Below are 18,908 nucleotides of genomic sequence, written 5' to 3' on the forward strand. Positions count from 1 at the left end.
AGCAAAATAGGGCAAATCTAGGACAAAAGGCAACTTAAAGGCAGAATCTTTACAAACTATCTTGCAAAATCTAAAACTGCAAAATCCACAACAAAAATCCACAATTTAAGGAGAGAAAATGAGCAAACAAGCACATTTGCAAATCCCCAAGCAAATCCCAAAAATCCCCCCAAAGCCTTTAGACAAAATCTCACACGCTTCAAATTCACTACAAACCCCATCACAGCATACTACCCACACCACAAATCACATTTGCCAAAATCCACTAGATTCTAACCATATCGGGCTATATGAGCCACGATTTGAGCACGATGCGTGCGGAATCGGCGCGGTGGCAAATATCCGTGGTATCCGCTCACACAAAGTCATCACAAACGCCCTCCAAATCCTGCTTCAGCTTGAGCACAGAGGCGGGACAAGTGCAGATGACACTTCAGGCGATGGTGCGGGGATTTTGCTTCAGCTTCCACACGAGTTTTTTACCTCTCAAAATCTAAGTTTTGCCCTCCCAGATGAGGGGGACTATGCCGTAGCGCAAGTATTTCTCTCTCCAAATGTCGAGGCAAAAGAGGAGGGCAAAGCCCTCATAGCCCAAACCCTGCAAGAAAAGGGCTTAGAAGTGTTAGGATTTCGTTTTGTCCCTGTAAATCCAAGCGCAATAGGGCAAGTAGCAAGAGATGCGATGCCCTACTTCCTCCAAGTCTTTGTCGCTCGTCCAAAAGACATTGCTCAAGGGATAGATTTTGAGCGCAAACTCTATATAGCAAGGCGAGCGATTGAGAAAAAGGCTTATGCCCAAAATCTAGCTAGGTTTTATATCTGCTCTTTTTCATCACGGACTATCGTGTATAAAGGAATGCTTATCTCCACACAGCTAAGTGATTTTTATCTAGACCTAAAAGATGTCAATATGAAGTCTGCTATCGCCCTAGTGCATTCGCGCTTTAGCACCAATACCTTTCCTAGCTGGGAGCGCGCCCACCCCAATCGCTATATGGTGCATAATGGCGAGATAAACACCATAAAGGGCAATGTAGATTCTATGCGAGCGCGTGAGGGGCTGTGCAAAAGTGATTATTTTGATGATTTAAGCGAGGTGTTTCCTATCATTGCTAAGCCCTCAAGTGATTCTGCGATGTTTGATAATACTTTAGAGTTTTTAAGCCTAAATGGACGAAGCCTAGAAGAAGCATTTATGATGATGATACCCGAGCCGTGGAGCAAAAATCACAATATGGACCCGCGCAAAAGGGCGTTTTATGAGTATCACTCCACGCTTATGGAGCCCTGGGATGGACCTGCTTCTATCATATTTACCGATGGGATTATTATGGGAGCGAGCTTGGATAGAAATGGATTTCGCCCATCGCGCTACTACCTCACAAAAGATGATTTTTTGATTTTGGCTAGCGAAACAGGCACACTAAACATAGATGAAGCAAACATAAAAGCAAAAAAGCGACTAGAACCGGGCAAGCTACTTCTAGTGGATACTGCGCGTGGTAGGCTAGTCTCTGACTCCGAGCTAAAAGACCAATACGCCAATGCAAAGCCATACACAAAATGGCTAGAAAACCTTATCAAAATCGAAAAACTAGAATCTAGCAAGCACAAGCACGAGTTTATGTCAAAAGAGAAAGTCTTGCTACTGCAAAGCGCGTTTGGCTGGAGCTATGAGGAAGTAAAAACTAGCATCTTACCTATGGCACAGCAAGGCAAAGAAAGCCTCGCTGCTATGGGGATTGACACGCCTTTGGCGGTGCTAGATTCTACCCCACAAAATCTATTTAAATACTTTAAGCAGCTTTTTGCTCAAGTAACAAACCCACCACTAGATGCTATAAGAGAAGAAATCGTAACTTCACAGAGAATCTACTTAGGACGCGAGGGCAATCTCCTAAAGCCAAATGAGACAAACTGCAAGCGAGTAAAGCTAACCTCTCCTATCATTAGCAATGAAGAGCTACACAAAATCCAAAACCTAAAAGGCTTTAGCGTAAAAACACTCTCTATTGTGTTTGACTACACCAAGCAGACTTTACAAGACGCGCTAGATTCACTATTTGCAGACGCGCTAGAATCTATCGAAAAGGGCGCGTCTATCATTATCCTAAGCGATAAAGGCATAGACAAAAATCTTTGTGCGATTCCCTCACTTCTAGCCGTATCTGGCTTGCACAACTTCCTTGTGCGCAAAAACCGCCGCACTCACGCAAGCCTCATCATAGAATCAGGCGAGCCAAGAGAGATTCATCATCTTGCGTGTTTGCTAGGATTTGGTGCGACTGCGATAAATCCGTATTTGATTTATGAGTGCTTATATCAGCTGATTTTGCAAAAAGAGCTGGAGATTCCCTATGAGAAAGCATTGGCAAACTATATAAAAGCCGCCTCTAAAGGTATCGTAAAAATCGCTTCAAAAATGGGAATCTCCACTATGCAAAGCTACAATGGTGCGCAAATCTTTGAGTGCATAGGCATAGGCTCACAAGTCATTGAGAGGTATTTCACTTCCACGCCTAGCAAGATAGAGGGTATAGGGCTAGAGGACATTGAAGCAGACTATCTGTGCGTGCACAAAGCCGCCTTTAGCGCACCACAAATCAACGCCCTGCAATCAAAAGGCGCACACAAATGGCGAGCAGGATATAGCAATGAAGCAAGCACCGCAAACACACATTCTGCAAGCACTCACTCTTGCGACAAAGAGGAGCATTTGCTTGACCCTATGGCGATTTTTCGCTTACAAGAAGCCTGCAGGCGTGGAAGCTATGAGCTTTTCAAAGAATACACAAGTATTATAGATTCTAAGCTAGTAAATCTACGAGACGCACTTGAGCTAGACTTTAGCGAAGCAATTAGCCTTGATGAGGTAGAAAGTATAGATTCTATCATCAAGCGGTTTAAAACAGGTGCGATGAGCTATGGCTCTATATCCAAAGAAGCTCACGAATGCCTAGCAATCGCTATGAATAGACTAGGTGCTAGAAGCAATAGTGGCGAGGGTGGCGAAAACGCAGAGAGATACAAAAAAGAACCAAATGGAGATTCTAAATCAAGCGCAATAAAGCAAGTCGCTAGCGGACGATTTGGCGTAAATATCGAATACCTTGCCAACGCAAAAGAAATCCAAATCAAAGTCGCACAAGGCGCAAAGCCGGGCGAGGGTGGACAGCTCCCGGGGTTTAAAGTATATCCTTGGATAGCTAGGGCTAGACACTCTACCCCCGGTGTCGCGCTTATCTCGCCACCACCACACCACGATATTTACTCTATTGAGGATTTAGCCCAACTAATCTATGACCTAAAAAACGCAAACCCTCACGCAAATATCTCTGTCAAACTTGTCGCAGAATCTGGCATAGGCACAGTCGCTGCTGGCGTGGCAAAAGCAGGGGCAAATATTATCCTAGTTTCTGGCTATGACGGGGGGACGGGAGCAAGCCCCAAAACTTCTATTGCCAATGCTGGAATGCCTTGGGAGCTAGGACTAGCAGAGACTCATCAAACGCTGATTCTAAATGGACTTAGAGAGCGAGTGAGGCTAGAGACAGATGGCAAGCTGCTAAGCGGGCGGGATTTGGCTATCGCTACGCTACTAGGTGCAGAAGAATACGGCTTTGCCACCGCACCACTTATTGTTATGGGTTGCACGATGATGAGGGTGTGTCATCTAAACACCTGCCCATTTGGTATCGCTACGCAAGATAAGCTACTTAGAGAGCGATTTGCTGGCAAGGTAGAAGATGTGATGAATTTTATGCGATTTATCGCTGAAGAGCTACGAGAATATATGGCTAGGCTTGGGTTTCGCACCATAGATGAAATGGTAGGGCGTGTAGATAAATTGCGACAAAAAAAGTTATCAGGCAAAGCCTCAAAAATCAACCTAGATAGAATGATAAAAAATCTACCCACCTATAACCAAACCGCCACTTATTGTAAAGATTTCAAAGACAATAAGCTAGAAAAAACGCTAGATTCTACCATACTGCTACCTTTGTGCAAAAAAGCTCTCCAAGAGGAGCGCAAAACAAATCTAGCACTAGAAGTTTCAAATCTCTCACGCACATTTGGTGCTATGCTTTCTTATGAAATCACAAAAATCTACGGCGCAAAGGGGCTAAAAGAGGACACTATCCACATAAAAGCCATAGGCAGTGCGGGCAATAGCTTTGGAGCATTTCTAAACTACGGAGTGAAGCTAGAAATCATAGGCGATGCAAATGACTATCTAGGCAAAGGCTTAAGTGGTGGCAAAATCATCGCTCGCATAAGTGAGGAATCCTCTCTAAGCCCTGAGGAAAACATAATCGTAGGCAATGCTTGCCTATATGGTGCAACCGCAGGGGAAGTCTATCTAGATGGCATAGCAGGGGAGAGATTTTGCGTGCGAAATTCTGGCGTGAGCGCGGTAGTGCTAGGTATGGGAGTGCACGGGTGTGAGTATATGACAGGTGGGCGCGTGCTATGTCTAGGCGATGTGGGCGAAAACTTCGCAGCAGGTATGAGTGGGGGCTATGCTTTTGTGCTAGGACAGCACAATATCCCGCGTGTAAATGCCGAGCTAGTAGACATAAAAGAGCTAAGCAAAGAAGATGAGCGCGAGATAAAGCAAATGCTACAAACCCACATTGACTACACAGGCTCAAAAAAGGCAAAAGAAGTGCTAGGGCGATTTAACAAAAATGACTTTTTTAAGATTTTGCCACGCGATTATGAGGTGGCATTGCGCGCATTGCAATCGTGCAAAAACGAGCCAAATCCCGAGCTAGCGGCGTTTGAAAAAATCACAAAAGCATCAAAAAAATAAGGCAAATATTTTGACAAAAGCCAATAAGGAGTAAAAAATGGGTAACCCACGCGGATTTATTGATTTTAGCAAGCAAAAACCACAGGCGCAAAGCCCAAAAGAGAGAATCAAGCATTATGGGGAGTTTTATACACCATTGCCCATAGAGGAGCAGCAAAGACAAGCAGGGCGGTGTATGGATTGTGGTGTTGCGTTTTGCCACACAGGGATAAATGCCCCCGCCCAAAAGCCTTATAGCGAAGTCGCTAGGCAAAATCTCCCCACTTGCACTTCACAATCGTGGCGAGTAAGCGGAGGCGAGATAGGCTGTCCGCTACACAACCTTATTCCCGAGTGGAATGATTTAGTCTATCGTTCCCATTGGGAGCAGGCATATCATCGATTAAGCCTTACCAATCCATTCCCTGAATTTACAGGGCGTGTATGCCCAGCACCTTGCGAGGATTCTTGTGTATGCGCGATAAATGGCGAATCTGTGGCAATCAAAAACACCGAGCTAAATATCATTGAGAATGCCTTTGAAAATGGGCTTGTAAAGCCATTTAGCCCCAAAGTCAAAAGTGGCAAAAAAGTCGCCATCATCGGCTCTGGTCCTGCAGGACTAGCTTGCGCTAATAGCTTAAATGAGCTAGGGCATAGTGTGGTAGTCTATGAGCGAAGCGATAAAATAGGTGGGCTACTAATGTATGGAATCCCTGATATGAAGCTAGATAAATCTATCGTGCAAAGACGCGTAGAGATAATGCAAAAAAGCGGCATAGAATTTCGCGTAAATGAGGATATAAACACCAAAGCAAAAGCAGATAAGATTTTAGCCCAATATGACGCAGTGGTGCTAGCCACAGGTGCTAGCAAGCCTATTGATTTACAAATCGAGGGCAGGGATAGTAAGGGGATAATGTTTGCTATGGATTTTTTGCGTGATAATACAAAAAAACTCCTCCAAAGCGCGACTTCAGCCAAAAAAGAGTGCGCAAAAAAAGGTAGCGACATAGCAAAAGATAAACGCGTGCTTATCATCGGCAGTGGCGATACTAGCGTAGACTGCGTGGCAGTGGCATTGCGACAAGGAGCTAGCTCTATCACACGCTTTGAGCGAAGTCCTAAGCGAGAGCAAAACCGCGCAAAATCAAATCCTTGGCCACTAAAAAAGCAGACTTTTTACACAGACTATGGGCTAGAAGAGGCAATAGAGCATTTTGGAAAAGATGTGCGTGAGTATCAAAAGCTAACCAAAAAATTTATCGCCAAAAACGGACAGGTAAGCGGTGTAGTCGCAGTGGATTTGGAGTGGAAACAAGAGGGCGAAAAAAGAGTTCGTTCTGAAGTAAGCGGAAGCGAGAAAGAATACAAAGCGGATTTGGTGTTACTTGCTATGGGGTTTAGCGGGAGTGAAGAAGTCCTAAAAAGCGCGTTTGGGGTGGAGTTTGATAGCAACGGCAATGTAGCTACAAAATGTGGCGATAGTGCGGGATTTTCTAGCCCAAGCAAGTCTTTAGCCACTTCTTTGGAGAAAGAAACCACAGATTTTTCTGCGAGCGATATTGAAAGTGGTATCGCAAAATCTAGTGCAAATCTTTTTCACACAAGCAGGGACAAAGTCTATGCTTGTGGGGATTCACGCATAGGGCAAAGCCTCGTTGTATGGGCTATCGCTGATGGGGTTTGCTGTGCCAAAGCCGTGCATAGTGCTCTAAGTGAGTAGTTTGGCATTTTTACGCGCTTTTTGGTTTTGTGATTTTTTTAAGCAATCACAAAACCTCTAAGCAATTTATCAAGGCATTTTATCAAGCAGTGATAAAAGCGCAAAAAAGTTTTTCAAAGATTCTAAAAGATTTTTCTAAAAGATTTTTCTAACCGCGACACAAATCAAACTTCTAAAACTACCAAAACCTACAAAAAGCATTTTACTTCCCAAAATGTGCTTGCAACGCGCTTAAAATCTAACACCAATAAAAATACATAATAAATTCACACAAAACGCATTTACCAAAGCACTTTCATTCACACGCGCTTTTTGCAGAAAGCTAAAAAGCACGATAAAAGCAAGATTTCTCATTAAGATATTCATTTTAAGACATTTATAAGAATTACTCGCTTTTTTATTTTATTTTTATTTTTTTGTATTATAATGCGGGCATTTTTTTATTTTATGTGTAAGTATGATTCTCATAAAGGAACAAAAATGAAAAAGATTGCCAAAAACATAAAACGCTTACTTTGCCATATTGCTTTTGTGATATTTACGATAAACACGCAATTAACCTTTATCTTTGCCACACAAAGCACAGATTTTATCACAAACCAAAATACAAGCAACACCGATACGACAAATGAGACAAATGACACTCAACCAAACAACACACAAGAAAAACAAGAATTGCAAGCAAAAGATTTGGGCAAAGTAACAGTTAGTGCGACTACGGGGTTTGATTTGCCACTAAAAGAAGAAGTCAAAAATATCATCATTATCGACAAAGAGGATTTGCAAGATAGGGGCTATAAAAACCTCGAAGACGCACTAGAAAAGCAGGCTTTTATAAGCTTCATAGCAGGACCACAAGGCACAAAAAATATCGACATTCGCGGACAGGGCTTAGATGCTTCACGCGCTGTAAAAGTCCTAGTAAATCGTGTCCCTATCAATCTCCAAGATGTCGGCAATCCAAGTAGCGCACACGGAAATACAAGCACTGCTCCGTTTAATCACATACCCATAGAATCAATAGAATCCATAGAGATTATCCCCGGTGGTGGCTCTGTCATCTATGGTGGAGGCACACGCGGTGGCGTGGTAAATATCGTTACCAAAAAGCCAAGCAAGGATTTTGCTAGATTTTCACTTCGTGGCTTGGCTTATGAGGGTAGGAGCTCTCTAGGTGGTGGCGTAAGCGCAGATGGTGGCAAAGCACTTGGCAAAAAGCTATTTCTCTCTGCTAGTGCAAGCTATGACTATCAAAGTGGCACACGCCCCAAAGAATACACCCACAATCTCTACACTGCGCTTCAAACAATCTATCAAATCACCTCCAATCAAAAACTTGATTTCAACATAAGCTATTCAAAAATGTGGCGATATTTCGCAGGCTATCACAGCAGGATAAACTGCATAAACAATACGGGTAATATCTGCACTAATGCAGTGTTGCGTGATTATGATTCTCTAAAAGCAGAGCGATACACTTCGCCAGCAAGCGCAAATGGTGGTAGTGAAAACAGCAGTGGCGAAGTTACCCAAGACTTTGTCCAAACCTCACTCAACTACAATGCAAAATCTAGCGAGAGCCTCGCATTTGACGCGCTTTTGTTTTATCAGTTTAGCAACTTTCTTTTTCCTAGCCAAGAGCTAGGAGGCGACACACGCAACACTTTTAACAATCAAAGCGCAGGGCTAAACCTAAAAATAAAGCACAAAATCCCCAAAAATACCATTATGCTAGGGCTAGATAATCAAATCGAGCTAAGCGACAATCTAGCCAAATCTCGCTCTACAAATGTCCGCAACAAAGGACAAAAATACTCCCTATCAGCATATTTTTTGGATACGATGAAGTTTGCAGAGTGGTTTTCTTTAAGTCTTGGTGGTAGAGGGGATTTTTCATACTTTATGATTAGAGGGCATACGGGTATGAGTTTTGGTAGCTACAATAGCTACTTCCCCATAAGCACTTCAAAACCGCAGTGGGGATACGCAGCCGAGATAACCCCTGCGTTTCATTATGGCGATTCTGGCGTGGTATATCTAAAAGGCGAGCTAGGCTACATAAGCCCTAGCGTGCGACAAGTCATAAGCTCTGACCCAAACTATGACACCACAAGCACAGGTGTCGCCCCAAAAGTCCCAAGCGACATAAAGCCCGAGCAGTATTTCACAGGCGAGATTGGGGTAAGGGATTATTTTAGGACTTCATCTTTTAGCGCAAGTATCTTTTATACCCACACGCTAAATGAAATTCGTCATCGGCTAAATGGCTTTACTACGGAGTATTTCAACATAGGGCAGACACAGCGACTAGGTGTGGAGCTAAGCGGCAAGCATTCTTTGTTTGGCGATATTCTAAATCTAAGTGAGAGTGTGTCATATCTATATACAAATGTGCTAAAGGGGCGGGAGAGTGTAAGCACTAGGCGCACTTCTACGGGGGCTTTTATGGAGGGCAAACCAATCCCTTATGCGCCGCTCTTTAAGGCTACACTTTTGGCAGATGTAAGGGTGCTACAAATAGGCAACAACAAGCTAAATGTGTGGATAAATAACTCTTGGCAGGGCAATCAAGTCGATTTCAACCAAATCAAAATCAACAAAGATATAGGCTATATCCTAAGTGATATTGGCATAAACTACACTTACAGAGATTCTCACACATTTGTTCTATCTGCGGGGGTTAGGAATGTATTTGACACATTTTATATCGCATATCAAAACACAAGCATAAGCTCTACTAGCGGGAATCTCACAGGCGGGACATATCTAGCAGGTGCAGGCAGAAGCTACTTCATAGATATGCGGTATAGTTTTTAGATTTTTTAGTTGGCTTTTTGGTTGAAGTGGATTTGCGTAAAAATTTTTAGTGATTTTATAAAATCTTAGATTCCCATATAGTTTTACTCTTGTCTAATCCAAATAGATTTTTTGCAGATTTTTTAGAGTTGCGTGAGTGTTTGCCAAAAGCATATCAGCTAGGATAAAAGCTAACATACTCTCACACACCACACTTCCGCGCACGGCGATACAAGGGTCGTGCCTGCCTTTTAGCTCTAGCTTATAAGGCTCTATATGAGATTTTGCACTCTCTACCTTTACCGTGCTTTGTGGGAGAAAAATACTAGGAGTTGGCTTAAAATGCACGCGCACGATTATGTCCTCTCCATTTGCGATACCACCCAAAATCCCGCCACTATGATTACTAGCAAATCTTATTTGGCTTAGTGGAGATTTTGCCCCAAAGCTAGAATCCGCATAAGAATCCCTATCTGCATTATTAGCGCAATATATGCTAGATTCTAGCTTCATTTCATCATTATTTTGACTGCCTTTTTTTTGACTAGATTCTACCCCACACCCTATTTCTACGGCTTTGACACCATTTAATCCAAGCATAGCACTACCTATGGCACTATCTAGCTTATCATATAGTGGCTCTCCTAGCCCGCGCAAAACCTCTCTATTTCCAAAAGCCCTTATAAGTGCGCAACCACCGATACTATCCCCCTCTTTTCGCGCTTGCAATATGATGCCTTTTTGCTCCTCCTCTTTGTCTTTATCAAGGGCAAAAATCTCGCTAGCACAAGCATACTCAAAATCTAGCTTTTTTCCCTTGCACTCCCCTATACTTAGTATCCCGCTTTGTGTTGATATGCCAAATTCTCTCAAAAGCATTTTGGCAAACGCCCCTCCTGCTACGCGCGCTACGCTCTCTCTTGCCGAGCTTCTCCCCCCACCACGATAGTCCCTAATCCCATACTTGCACTGATATGTAAAATCTGCGTGAGAGGGGCGAAACACACTTGCTACCTCGCTGTAATCTTTGGATTTGACATTGCTATTTTCAAATAGTAGTGCGATAGGTGCGCCTGTGCTTACTCCTTCAAATACACCACTTAATATTTGCGGAGTATCTGCTTCTTTTCTAGGTGTGCCAAAGGCATTTTTGCCCCCTTGCCTGCGAGATAGCTCATCTGCAAGTAGCTCCATATCCACCCTTACCCCCGCTGGGAATCCATCTATCACACAGCCAATGTGCGTGCCGTGAGATTCGCCAAAAGTAGTGAGCCTTAGGGAGTTGCCAAAGGTATTCATTTTTGTGCCTTTTTTTGAGATTTTTTGGCAGATTTTGGCTTTTTGTGTTTTTTGTCTTTTGTGTATGATTCTTTTTCATTGTGCTTGTTTTTTTGCTTAGAATCTTTTTTGGATTCTTTTTGATTTTGTGTATTTTTTTGCGTGTCTTTTTGCAAATGTTTTTGTGAAGTGGATTCTTTGATTAGCTCTTCATAAGCGAGCTTTGCACAAGCTTGTTGTGCACTTTTTTTGGAGTTGCCACTTGCTTTTGCATAGATAGCATCGTGTATGCAAACTTGGATAAAAAACTCCTTTTTGTGGTCAGGTCCTCTCTGCGCTAATAACTCATAGCTAGGTAGCACACCAAATCGCTCTTGGGTTAGCTCTTGCAAAGCGGTTTTATAATCTGTGAGTAGATTTTCAAAGCGCATATTTGGATAGAATTTTTCTAATATCTTACCCAAAATCTCACGCACTTTATCAATCCCTGCTTCTAGATACATAGCCCCCATAATCGCTTCAAACGCATTTGAAAGCAAAGAATCTTTTTGCCGCCCATAGTTTTGCTCCTCGCTCATAGATAGCACGAGAAAATCTGCCACCCCTAAATCCCGCGCAAATGAAGCGAAACTTTTTTCATTCACAAGGCTAGCACGCATTTTTGAGAGCCTCCCCTCATCAAAATGTGCAAATTTTTTAAACAAATATTCCCCCACTAGCAAATCAAGCACCGCATCGCCTAGAAATTCTAATCTCTCATTATTTTTTGTGCTAGCACAGCTTTTGTGGGTTAGGGCTTCTTGGAGTAGTTTTTGGTTTGTGAAATGATAGCCAAGTGCGGATTCTAAGCGAGTGAAGTTAGACATTTTTTTCCTTAATTTTGGAGGTTTGAAGTGATTTTAGTAAAGTGTTTTTTAAGATTTTAGCTTAGTTTTAAATATTTTGTGTGTTTATATTCTTTGCATATTTTTGCTTTGTGTATTTTTGGGTTTAGTTTGTCTTTATCGCTAGTTCTTTTCATTCCTTTTTTTAAGATTTTGTGCCTTATTTTGTGGATTTTAGATTCCTTTTTGGGCTTGTTTTTGGGATTCTCTCTGTGCTTCCTCACGCGCTATTTTATCACATTTTTCATTCATCATATTCCCATTATGCCCTTTCACCCAAATCGCTTCAATCCTATGTCCCTGTGCCACGCGCAGATATTCCCTCCACAGCTCCTCGTTTTTGACTTTGGCAAAATCTTTTTCTACCCAATTTGGAAGCCATTTGTTTATGCTCTCACACACATATTTAGAATCGCTAAAAAGCTCCACATTGCAAGGTTCTTTTAGGGCTTTTAGGGATTCTATCACGGCAGTTAGCTCCATACGATTGTTTGTAGTGAGGGGGTGTGCGCCTTTGATGATTTTTTCTACACCTTTATATAGCAAGATTCCGCAATACCCCCCAGCCCCCGGATTGCTAAGGCAAGAACCATCAGTGTGGATTTGTATAGTTTTTTGCATTTGTGCTTCTTTGTGAGGTTTTGTCGTGGATAAAGTCATTGCCAAAGTGCCGTAAATCTATGTCGCAGAAAAATTGCTAGCAAATTGCTTTGCACTATTTATAAACGCACTATTTTGCGTAGAATCTATGCTAGAGTCAAATTGTGATTGCCTAGATTCTACCACTCTAAACACCAAATCCATTTGCCCTATATTTGCACACACTGCGCAACGATATGAGTCAAACGGAAAGATATTTTTGCATTGATTGCAGCGGTATTCAAATGTAAGCTCACCTCTTTGCGTAGAATGTGCGTGCAAAATCCGCAACGCTTCTAGCTCAAACACCTCGCATTCTTGGCTGTCTTTGACATAGCCTTTTGAGCGAAAAATATCCATTATGCTTTTGTGATTTTTTAGCTTCTCAAATGGGATTTCCTCTCTAGTAAATCGCCACAAAATATCCAAAACCTGCAAAATCGCTTCATTAGAATCGATGTGATTTTGTTCATTTTTTATTAGAGTGGGATTTGAGTGCAAGCTGTGCTTTATGCTTGATTGCGTGTCTAGTGCTAACACTTCTGCCCAAAAAGCCTCTCTATCATACATACTTAGGTATTCTAGGGCTAAGCGATTGATTTTGCCACAATAGCGCATAAGCGAGACAATCTCTTTGCGCTTTTTTTCTAGAGATAAAAAGTTGCTATTTTTTAATACCATAAAGTGCAGATATGAGCGCATTTGCTCAATGCTAGCGCGTTGCTTGGGCACACTTAGCTCTTCTATGGATTCTAGTGCGTCTAGGGCTTCTTCATACTCACCCATATTTTCATACACGCGCATAAGGTAGTCCAAAACCTGCCTATTTCTAGGATAGGCTTTTATGATTTCTAGAAATATTTCTTTCGCCCTTTGCAAAAATCCTGCTTCAAAATAAGTGATTCCTAGAGATTCTAAGATGATGAGTTTTTCTTGTGTGTTTGTTGTTTTTTCTAAAATCCCTAGATAGATTTTTATCGCATAGCCTCTATCGCCTGCAAGTGCGTATGTTTTGGCAAGTAGCATAAGTGGTGGAGTGGGGTTTTTGGATATGGAGAGAAAGTCTATTATTTCATCGCTTAGCGAGCCCTCGCTATAAGATTTTGCAAAATCTTGCAATGCCATTTCTTTCTTTTTTGCTTTGTATTTGTTTCTACTCCAATCAGCAAAAATAAGAATCGCCACAATGCCTAGCAAAATACTCGCCCCAAAAAGTGGGTCGTGGTAAAAATACATTACTTGCTCAAACATTTATACGCCTTTGTTAATCACACTTTGTAAGGATTTGCAAAAATCGCATCTAAAAACTTTTTGAAATTATGCCCTTTTTTGTGTGATTTTGTGTTTTTATGTTTGTTTGCGTTTTGTCTTTATTTTTACGCTTTAGAAATGTGATTTATAAGCCTTGTGGCTTATGTTTTGATTTGCTTGGCTTATGGTTTTCTAAAAACGCTTTGCTTACGGTTCTCGCAAGGTTTGGATATGGGCTTTTTGCTTGATTTTTTCAAAATACTCACTTAACACTTTTTCTTGGCTATTTTGGGATAGCTTTTGGGCGATATATTGCCTTGCTTCTTCAAAGCTCATAAGCGTTTGTCCGTGCTTTTTGACTACGCGGAAAGTTACATAGTTGCCACCACCTGCGTCCAAAATCTGGCTAAACCTCCCCTCTTTTAGCGAAGAAAAAAGCTGTGCTATTTGTGGGTTTAGCGCACTTAGCTCTAGCTTTTCTTGGGTTTTTTCTACGCCACTTATGGTTGTGTTTGGATTGGCTATGGTGCGCTCTAGGAGTTTTGGATTTTTGGCACTGTAGCGGGCGACTTCGACTTCTTTGGGGGTGTTAAACTCACTTTTGTGTTCATTGTAATATTTGTGGATTTCATCTTCACTTGAAGTCTCTGCAGAGAGTAGCACATTTCTCATAAGCTCCCTAGTCTCTATCTGGTCTTTTAGCTCATCTCTGTATAAGTCATACTCTATTCCCTCTCGTTTCAGTGCTAGCATAAATTGTTGCGTATTCATTTGGTTTTGGGAGGCGATATTTTCGATTTCTCTATCAAGCCTTTCGTCATCGACATTGATTTTTAGCCGCTCAATTTCTTGTGTTTTTAGCCTTTGTGCGATTAGAAATTCTACGGCTTGAGATTTGTCAAAATGTCGTTGTTTTTGGATAGTTTTTATTTCATAGATAGTGATAGGGTCGCCATTTACCTTTATGGCAACTCCACCGACTATGTTTTTGGGGGCTATGCTTTTTGGATTTTTGGATTCTTTTGCGGGGGTGTTTTGTGTGTTTTGTGTGGTTGTGGAGGACTCATTAGATTCATCAGCATTTTTATCTGCGCCATTTGTGTTTGTTTCTGTGGCGGTTTTTATCTCTTGTGATACTTTTTTGCTACTTTTTGCTAGCATAGCCGTGCTTGAAGTAGCACTCACTAGGGCAACACAAAAAAATGTAGCGCAAAAACTGCGCAATGAGTGCAATGTATTTGCTAGATTTTGCATATTTTTCCTTACTTGTGATTTTTGATTGGGATTTTTAGATTTTTTGTATTTCTAAAACCTCATAAAATTCTAAACCCTCTAAATTTTGGCATTCTAGCACATATTATTTAATGCAGGCATTTTCTTAACAACTAGAGGTTTTATGCAAAACACATAATAGAATTTTGCTATTTTTGCATTTCGCAATTTAGCAAGAATAATCACAAACAAGAACAATCACAAAAACACACCAAATACTATGCGACAAAGTAGCCAAATCTTATGCAAATCTATCGCAAAAACAAGCAAAATCTAGAAAAATATATAAAACATTTTGTGCTATAATGCGAGGTTTGTGGCTACAAATGCTACTATTGCTTTGATAAGCCAAGACACAGATTTATATATAGATTCTATTCACAAGTGAGTTTAAGGAGTTTTTGTGGTTGATTATGGGATAAAATTTTGGTCAAATGATGATTTCATCATCGAAGATGGACTTGTCAAAGTAAATCATCAAAGCAAACCCTCGCTTTTAGAGATAGTCCAAGAAGTGCGCGCACAAGGATATAAAGGTCCTTTGCTAGTGCGATTCCCACACCTCATAGACAAGCAGATAAGAGAGCTTTTTGGTGCGTTTAAAAACGCGATAAAAGAGTATTCTTACAAGGGCAAGTTCAAAGCAGTTTTTCCTCTCAAAGTCAATCAAATGCCAAACTTTATCCTACCTCTTGTGGATTGTGCTCAAGGTAGGTGCTATGGGCTAGAGGCTGGCTCAAAGTCCGAGCTTATCATCGCTATGGCTTATACAAATGAGGATTGTCCTATCACGGTAAATGGCTTCAAAGACAAGGAGATGACTTCGCTAGGGTTTATCGCTGCTAAGATGGGGCACAATATCACGCTTACTATTGAGGGACTAAATGAGCTAAACTCCATAATCGAAGTGGCAAAAGAAATGGGCGAGCCATATCCAAATATCGGGCTTAGAATCCGCCTGCATAGCACAGGCACAGGAGTGTGGGGCAAGTCAGGCGGCATAAATGCGAAGTTTGGGCTTACTTCTACGGAGTTGCTAGAAGCAATCAAACTACTTGAGCAATCAAATCTTTTAACACAATTTAGTATGATTCACTTCCATATAGGTAGCCAAATAAGCGATATTTCCCCGCTAAAAAAAGCCATAAGGGAAGTGGGAAATATCTATGCGGAGCTACGAAAGATGGGGGCAAAAAACCTCACTTGTGTAAATATCGGTGGTGGGCTAGCCGTAGAATACACCCAGCACGATGGCGCAAACAATCGCAACTACACGCTAAGCGAATTTAGCGGAGATGTCGTGTTTTCGCTAAAAGAGATTGTCAAAAACAAGCAAGAAAAAGAGCCAGATATTTTCATAGAATCAGGACGATTTGTCAGCGCAAATCACGCCGTGCTAGTCGCGCCCGTGTTAGAGCTATTTAGCCAAGAGTATGATGAGAAAGCCCTAAGACTAAAAGAAAAAAACCCACCGCTTATTGCTGAAATGCTAGATTTATACCGAAGTATGAGTGAGAAAAATGCCATAGAATATCTCCACGATAGTCTTGACCATATGGAGTCGCTACTTACGCTTTTTGACTTGGGGTATATCGATTTGACAGACCGCTCAAACACGGAAGTTCTAGTTCATCTAATCATCAAAAAAGTCATCAAACTTCTAAAGCACAAAAATCACAATGAAATCATTAGAATCCAAGAGCAAGTCCAAGAGCGTTATTTGCTAAATTGTAGTTTTTTCCAGAGTTTGCCTGATTATTGGGGGCTTGGGCAAAATTTCCCCGTAATGCCACTAGATAGGCTAAATCGCCGTCCTACTCGTGGTGCTAGCCTATGGGATATTACTTGCGATAGCGATGGAGAAATCGCCTTTGACGCAAAAAAGCCACTTTATCTACACGATGTCGATGTAACGCGTGAGGAGTATTTTTTGGGATTTTTCCTTGTGGGTGCTTATCAAGAAGTGCTAGGAATGCGGCACAATCTTTTCACTCACCCCACAGAGTTTAGCGTGGTGTTTGATGAGGATTTAAACAAAGGCTATGAAATCCAAAATCTACTTGAAGCACAAAATGTGCTTGATGTGCTTGATGATTTGGACTATGACACCAAAGAAATTGAGCGGATACTAAAACAGAGAATCGATGAAGCAAAAATCAGTGATGAGGACAAAAAAGAAGTGCTAGGACAGCTCTATGTGATGCTAAGTGAAAATGGCTACTTGCGAACTATCAAAAATACCGATGAAAATGATGAATAAAGCAAGCACTAGCAAAAGAAAAGCTCCTCTACCTAAGGAATAAAATGCCACACAAAAAAACCACCAAAGCTACCCAAACACTTAAAGATATGCCAAATGCACAAGATGCGCAAGGTGGGCAAAATCCACAAGACACACAAAATCCGCAAGGCGAGGATATGACGCCCTCTCCCCTCCAAGCAGGATTTTGGGAAATCATTAGAGAGGATTTTGCCACACCCGAAATCAAAGACCCCGCACTAAAAAACCCTATCGAATTGTTTTTTAATTACCCGGGTGTTGTGGCATTGTTTCACTATCGATTTGCGCATTTCCTCCACACAAGAGATTGGAAGATTTTAGCTCGTATCATTATGGGCTTTGCTCAATTCCTCACAAATATTGACATTCACCCCGCCGCTCGTATCGGCAGGAGAGTGTTTATCGACCACGGCATAGGCGTAGTCATAGGCGAGACTGCTATCATTGGCGATGAAGTAACGATTTATCAAGGGGTAAGCTTAGGAGGAGTAAGCCTAAAGCGCACCAAGCGACACCCCACACTAGAATCAGGCGTAGTAGTAGGAGCAGGCGCAAAAGTGCTAGGCGATATAACCATAGGGGCAAACGCTAAAATCGGGGCAAATTCTGTCGTGGTAAAAGATGTGCCAAAGGGATGCACAGCAGTGGGGATACCTGCTAGGATTTTGACACCACAGAGCAAGGCAGATGAGGGGGCAAGCGATAGTTTCACAGATGAAGCGCAACACAAGGCAAAACCTAGCACGGATTTTGGTGAGATTTTGGAGCAAAATAACGATACACGAACAAAACTGCCCGATGTCAGCAAAAGCGCGTTTTTATACCTGCTAGAGCGAATCGAAATCTTAGAGCAAGAAAAAGCATTGCGCGAAGCGCAAAAAGAAAATGGCGATAGCTTCGCAGGAAAAGACTGCGAGGAAGCACTAGAGGAGCTACAACAAATGCGCGAAAAACTAGAGAAACGATATGAAAAATATATCGCGGCTTTTAGAGACTAGAAATATTTTGGATTTTATTGTGATAGATTTTGATAAAAACGAGGATTATCAAGGTATTTAAAAGTGCAAAAACGCCAAAAACTACAAAATCTAATAAACAAAGGAGTAAAAATGAGCAAGAATCATTTCGCACAAGAAATCCAAAAAACACAAGAAAATCCAAAAAATACAAGAAAATCCAAAAACCAAATAAAGATTTTTGTAAAGTCTTTTGCACAAAATGTGAGAGATGATTTTGCAAATGTCATAAAAGCAAAAATAGCTGTTGTGTCGCTTTTGGCGGGGCTTTTATCTCTTAGTGTAGCTTACACACAAGGCACAGCGCAAAATTTGGCACAAAATCCCAAAAGCGATTTTAAGCGATATGAGCTAAAAGAGGGTAGAGATTTTGTTGTGCTAAAAGAGCCACTGCCAAATGCACAAAACTCCGTGATAGAGATTTTTAGCTATGCCTGCCCGTTTTGCTATCGGTATTCCAAAATCTTGCCTAAAGTCATTGAGTCTTTGCCAAAAAATGTCGAGTTTAAGCCCTATCATTTAGAAAAAATGGGGGATTATGGCAAGGTGGCTTCCCAAGTTTTTGCAGTATTGCTAGATAAGGACAAAAAGTCAAATATCACTACCAAAGATAGCAAATCTGCCTTTCTCAAAGCGCAAAATGCCTACTTCAGCGAATACAACATAAAAAAAGAGCGGTGGGGGCAGGGCAAAAATCTTCAAGCATTTTTGCACACAGGGCTAGATGCAGCAGGAGTAAAGATAGAGGAGTTTTATGCAGCATTGCAAGAAAGTGGCGTGCAAGAGATTTTGCGCTCTTGGGAGGCGGGCTATGAGGTTGCTATCATTCAAGGTGTGCCAGCATTTGTGGTAAATGGTAAATATTTGATTTATACCAAGTCTATCGCTTCGCTAAAAGATTTGGAATACAAAATAGATGAGCTTCTAAAAAAGTAGCAAAATATAGCAACGCAAACAACACAAAAGCACAAAA

Annotated in this window: 10 protein-coding genes and 1 pseudogene; 6 read left to right on the plus strand and 5 right to left on the minus strand. The window is 41.5% G+C overall.

Annotation, left to right across the window (positions count from 1 at the left end; translation table 11 throughout):
- The first annotated feature begins 118 nt into the window (after positions 1-118).
- The 3 genes from gltB (at position 119) to HMPREF2086_RS08720 (ending at position 9,335) form a co-directional block, all read left to right on the plus strand.
- Positions 119-4,813 carry a glutamate synthase large subunit gene (gene gltB / locus HMPREF2086_RS08710; protein WP_023928422.1) on the plus strand — a complete coding sequence of 1,565 codons (4,695 nt, stop codon included), beginning with the start codon at positions 119-121 and terminating at the stop codon, positions 4,811-4,813.
- A 37-nt stretch (positions 4,814-4,850) separates the two neighbouring features.
- Positions 4,851-6,518: a glutamate synthase subunit beta gene (locus tag HMPREF2086_RS08715; RefSeq protein WP_023928424.1), complete on the plus strand. Its 1,668-nt coding sequence runs from the start codon at positions 4,851-4,853 to the stop codon at positions 6,516-6,518.
- Between the two features lie 480 nt (positions 6,519-6,998).
- On the plus strand, positions 6,999-9,335 hold the full coding sequence (locus HMPREF2086_RS08720; RefSeq protein ID WP_023928426.1) for a TonB-dependent receptor: 2,337 nt from the start codon (positions 6,999-7,001) through the stop codon (positions 9,333-9,335).
- Positions 9,336-9,428: 93 nt separating this feature from the next.
- On the opposite strand, the gene aroC is transcribed toward HMPREF2086_RS08720, so the two are convergent.
- The 5 genes and pseudogenes from aroC to HMPREF2086_RS08745 form a co-directional block, all read right to left on the minus strand.
- Positions 9,429-10,613 carry a chorismate synthase gene (aroC, locus tag HMPREF2086_RS08725; RefSeq protein WP_023928427.1) on the minus strand — a complete coding sequence of 395 codons (1,185 nt, stop codon included), beginning with the start codon at positions 10,611-10,613 and terminating at the stop codon, positions 9,429-9,431.
- A 176-nt stretch (positions 10,614-10,789) separates the two neighbouring features.
- A pseudogene (gene rnc / locus HMPREF2086_RS08730) lies at positions 10,790-11,458 on the minus strand (ribonuclease III); the annotation flags it as partial.
- 192 nt (positions 11,459-11,650) lie between these two features.
- A complete protein-coding gene (gene rnhA, locus HMPREF2086_RS08735; protein ID WP_023928429.1) occupies positions 11,651-12,097 on the minus strand; it encodes a ribonuclease HI in 447 nt (148 codons plus the stop codon).
- Positions 12,098-12,154: 57 nt separating this feature from the next.
- Positions 12,155-13,366, minus strand: coding sequence for a tetratricopeptide repeat protein (locus tag HMPREF2086_RS08740; RefSeq protein WP_023928430.1), 1,212 nt, complete (start codon positions 13,364-13,366; stop codon positions 12,155-12,157).
- Between the two features lie 207 nt (positions 13,367-13,573).
- Positions 13,574-14,620, minus strand: coding sequence for a peptidyl-prolyl cis-trans isomerase (locus HMPREF2086_RS08745; protein WP_023928431.1), 1,047 nt, complete (start codon positions 14,618-14,620; stop codon positions 13,574-13,576).
- Between the two features lie 421 nt (positions 14,621-15,041).
- Between HMPREF2086_RS08745 and speA the strand changes: the two genes are divergently transcribed.
- From speA to HMPREF2086_RS08760, 3 genes are all read left to right on the plus strand, one after another.
- Entirely contained in the window at positions 15,042-16,898 is a 1,857-nt protein-coding gene (gene speA, locus HMPREF2086_RS08750; protein ID WP_023928432.1) for an arginine decarboxylase, read from the plus strand.
- A 158-nt stretch (positions 16,899-17,056) separates the two neighbouring features.
- The gene (gene cysE / locus HMPREF2086_RS08755) at positions 17,057-17,917 is read left to right on the plus strand and encodes a serine O-acetyltransferase (protein ID WP_034561770.1); all 861 of its coding nucleotides are present in this window, start codon (positions 17,057-17,059) and stop codon (positions 17,915-17,917) included.
- A gap of 111 nt (positions 17,918-18,028) precedes the next feature.
- Positions 18,029-18,871 (plus strand): thiol:disulfide interchange protein DsbA/DsbL, encoded by an 843-nt coding sequence (locus HMPREF2086_RS08760; protein ID WP_023928434.1) that lies wholly within the window; start codon positions 18,029-18,031, stop codon positions 18,869-18,871.
- The last annotated feature ends 37 nt before the right edge of the window (positions 18,872-18,908 follow it).

Origin of the sequence: Helicobacter macacae MIT 99-5501 (assembly GCF_000507845.1) — a bacterium.
Classification (GTDB): Bacteria; Campylobacterota; Campylobacteria; order Campylobacterales; family Helicobacteraceae; genus Helicobacter_B; species Helicobacter_B macacae.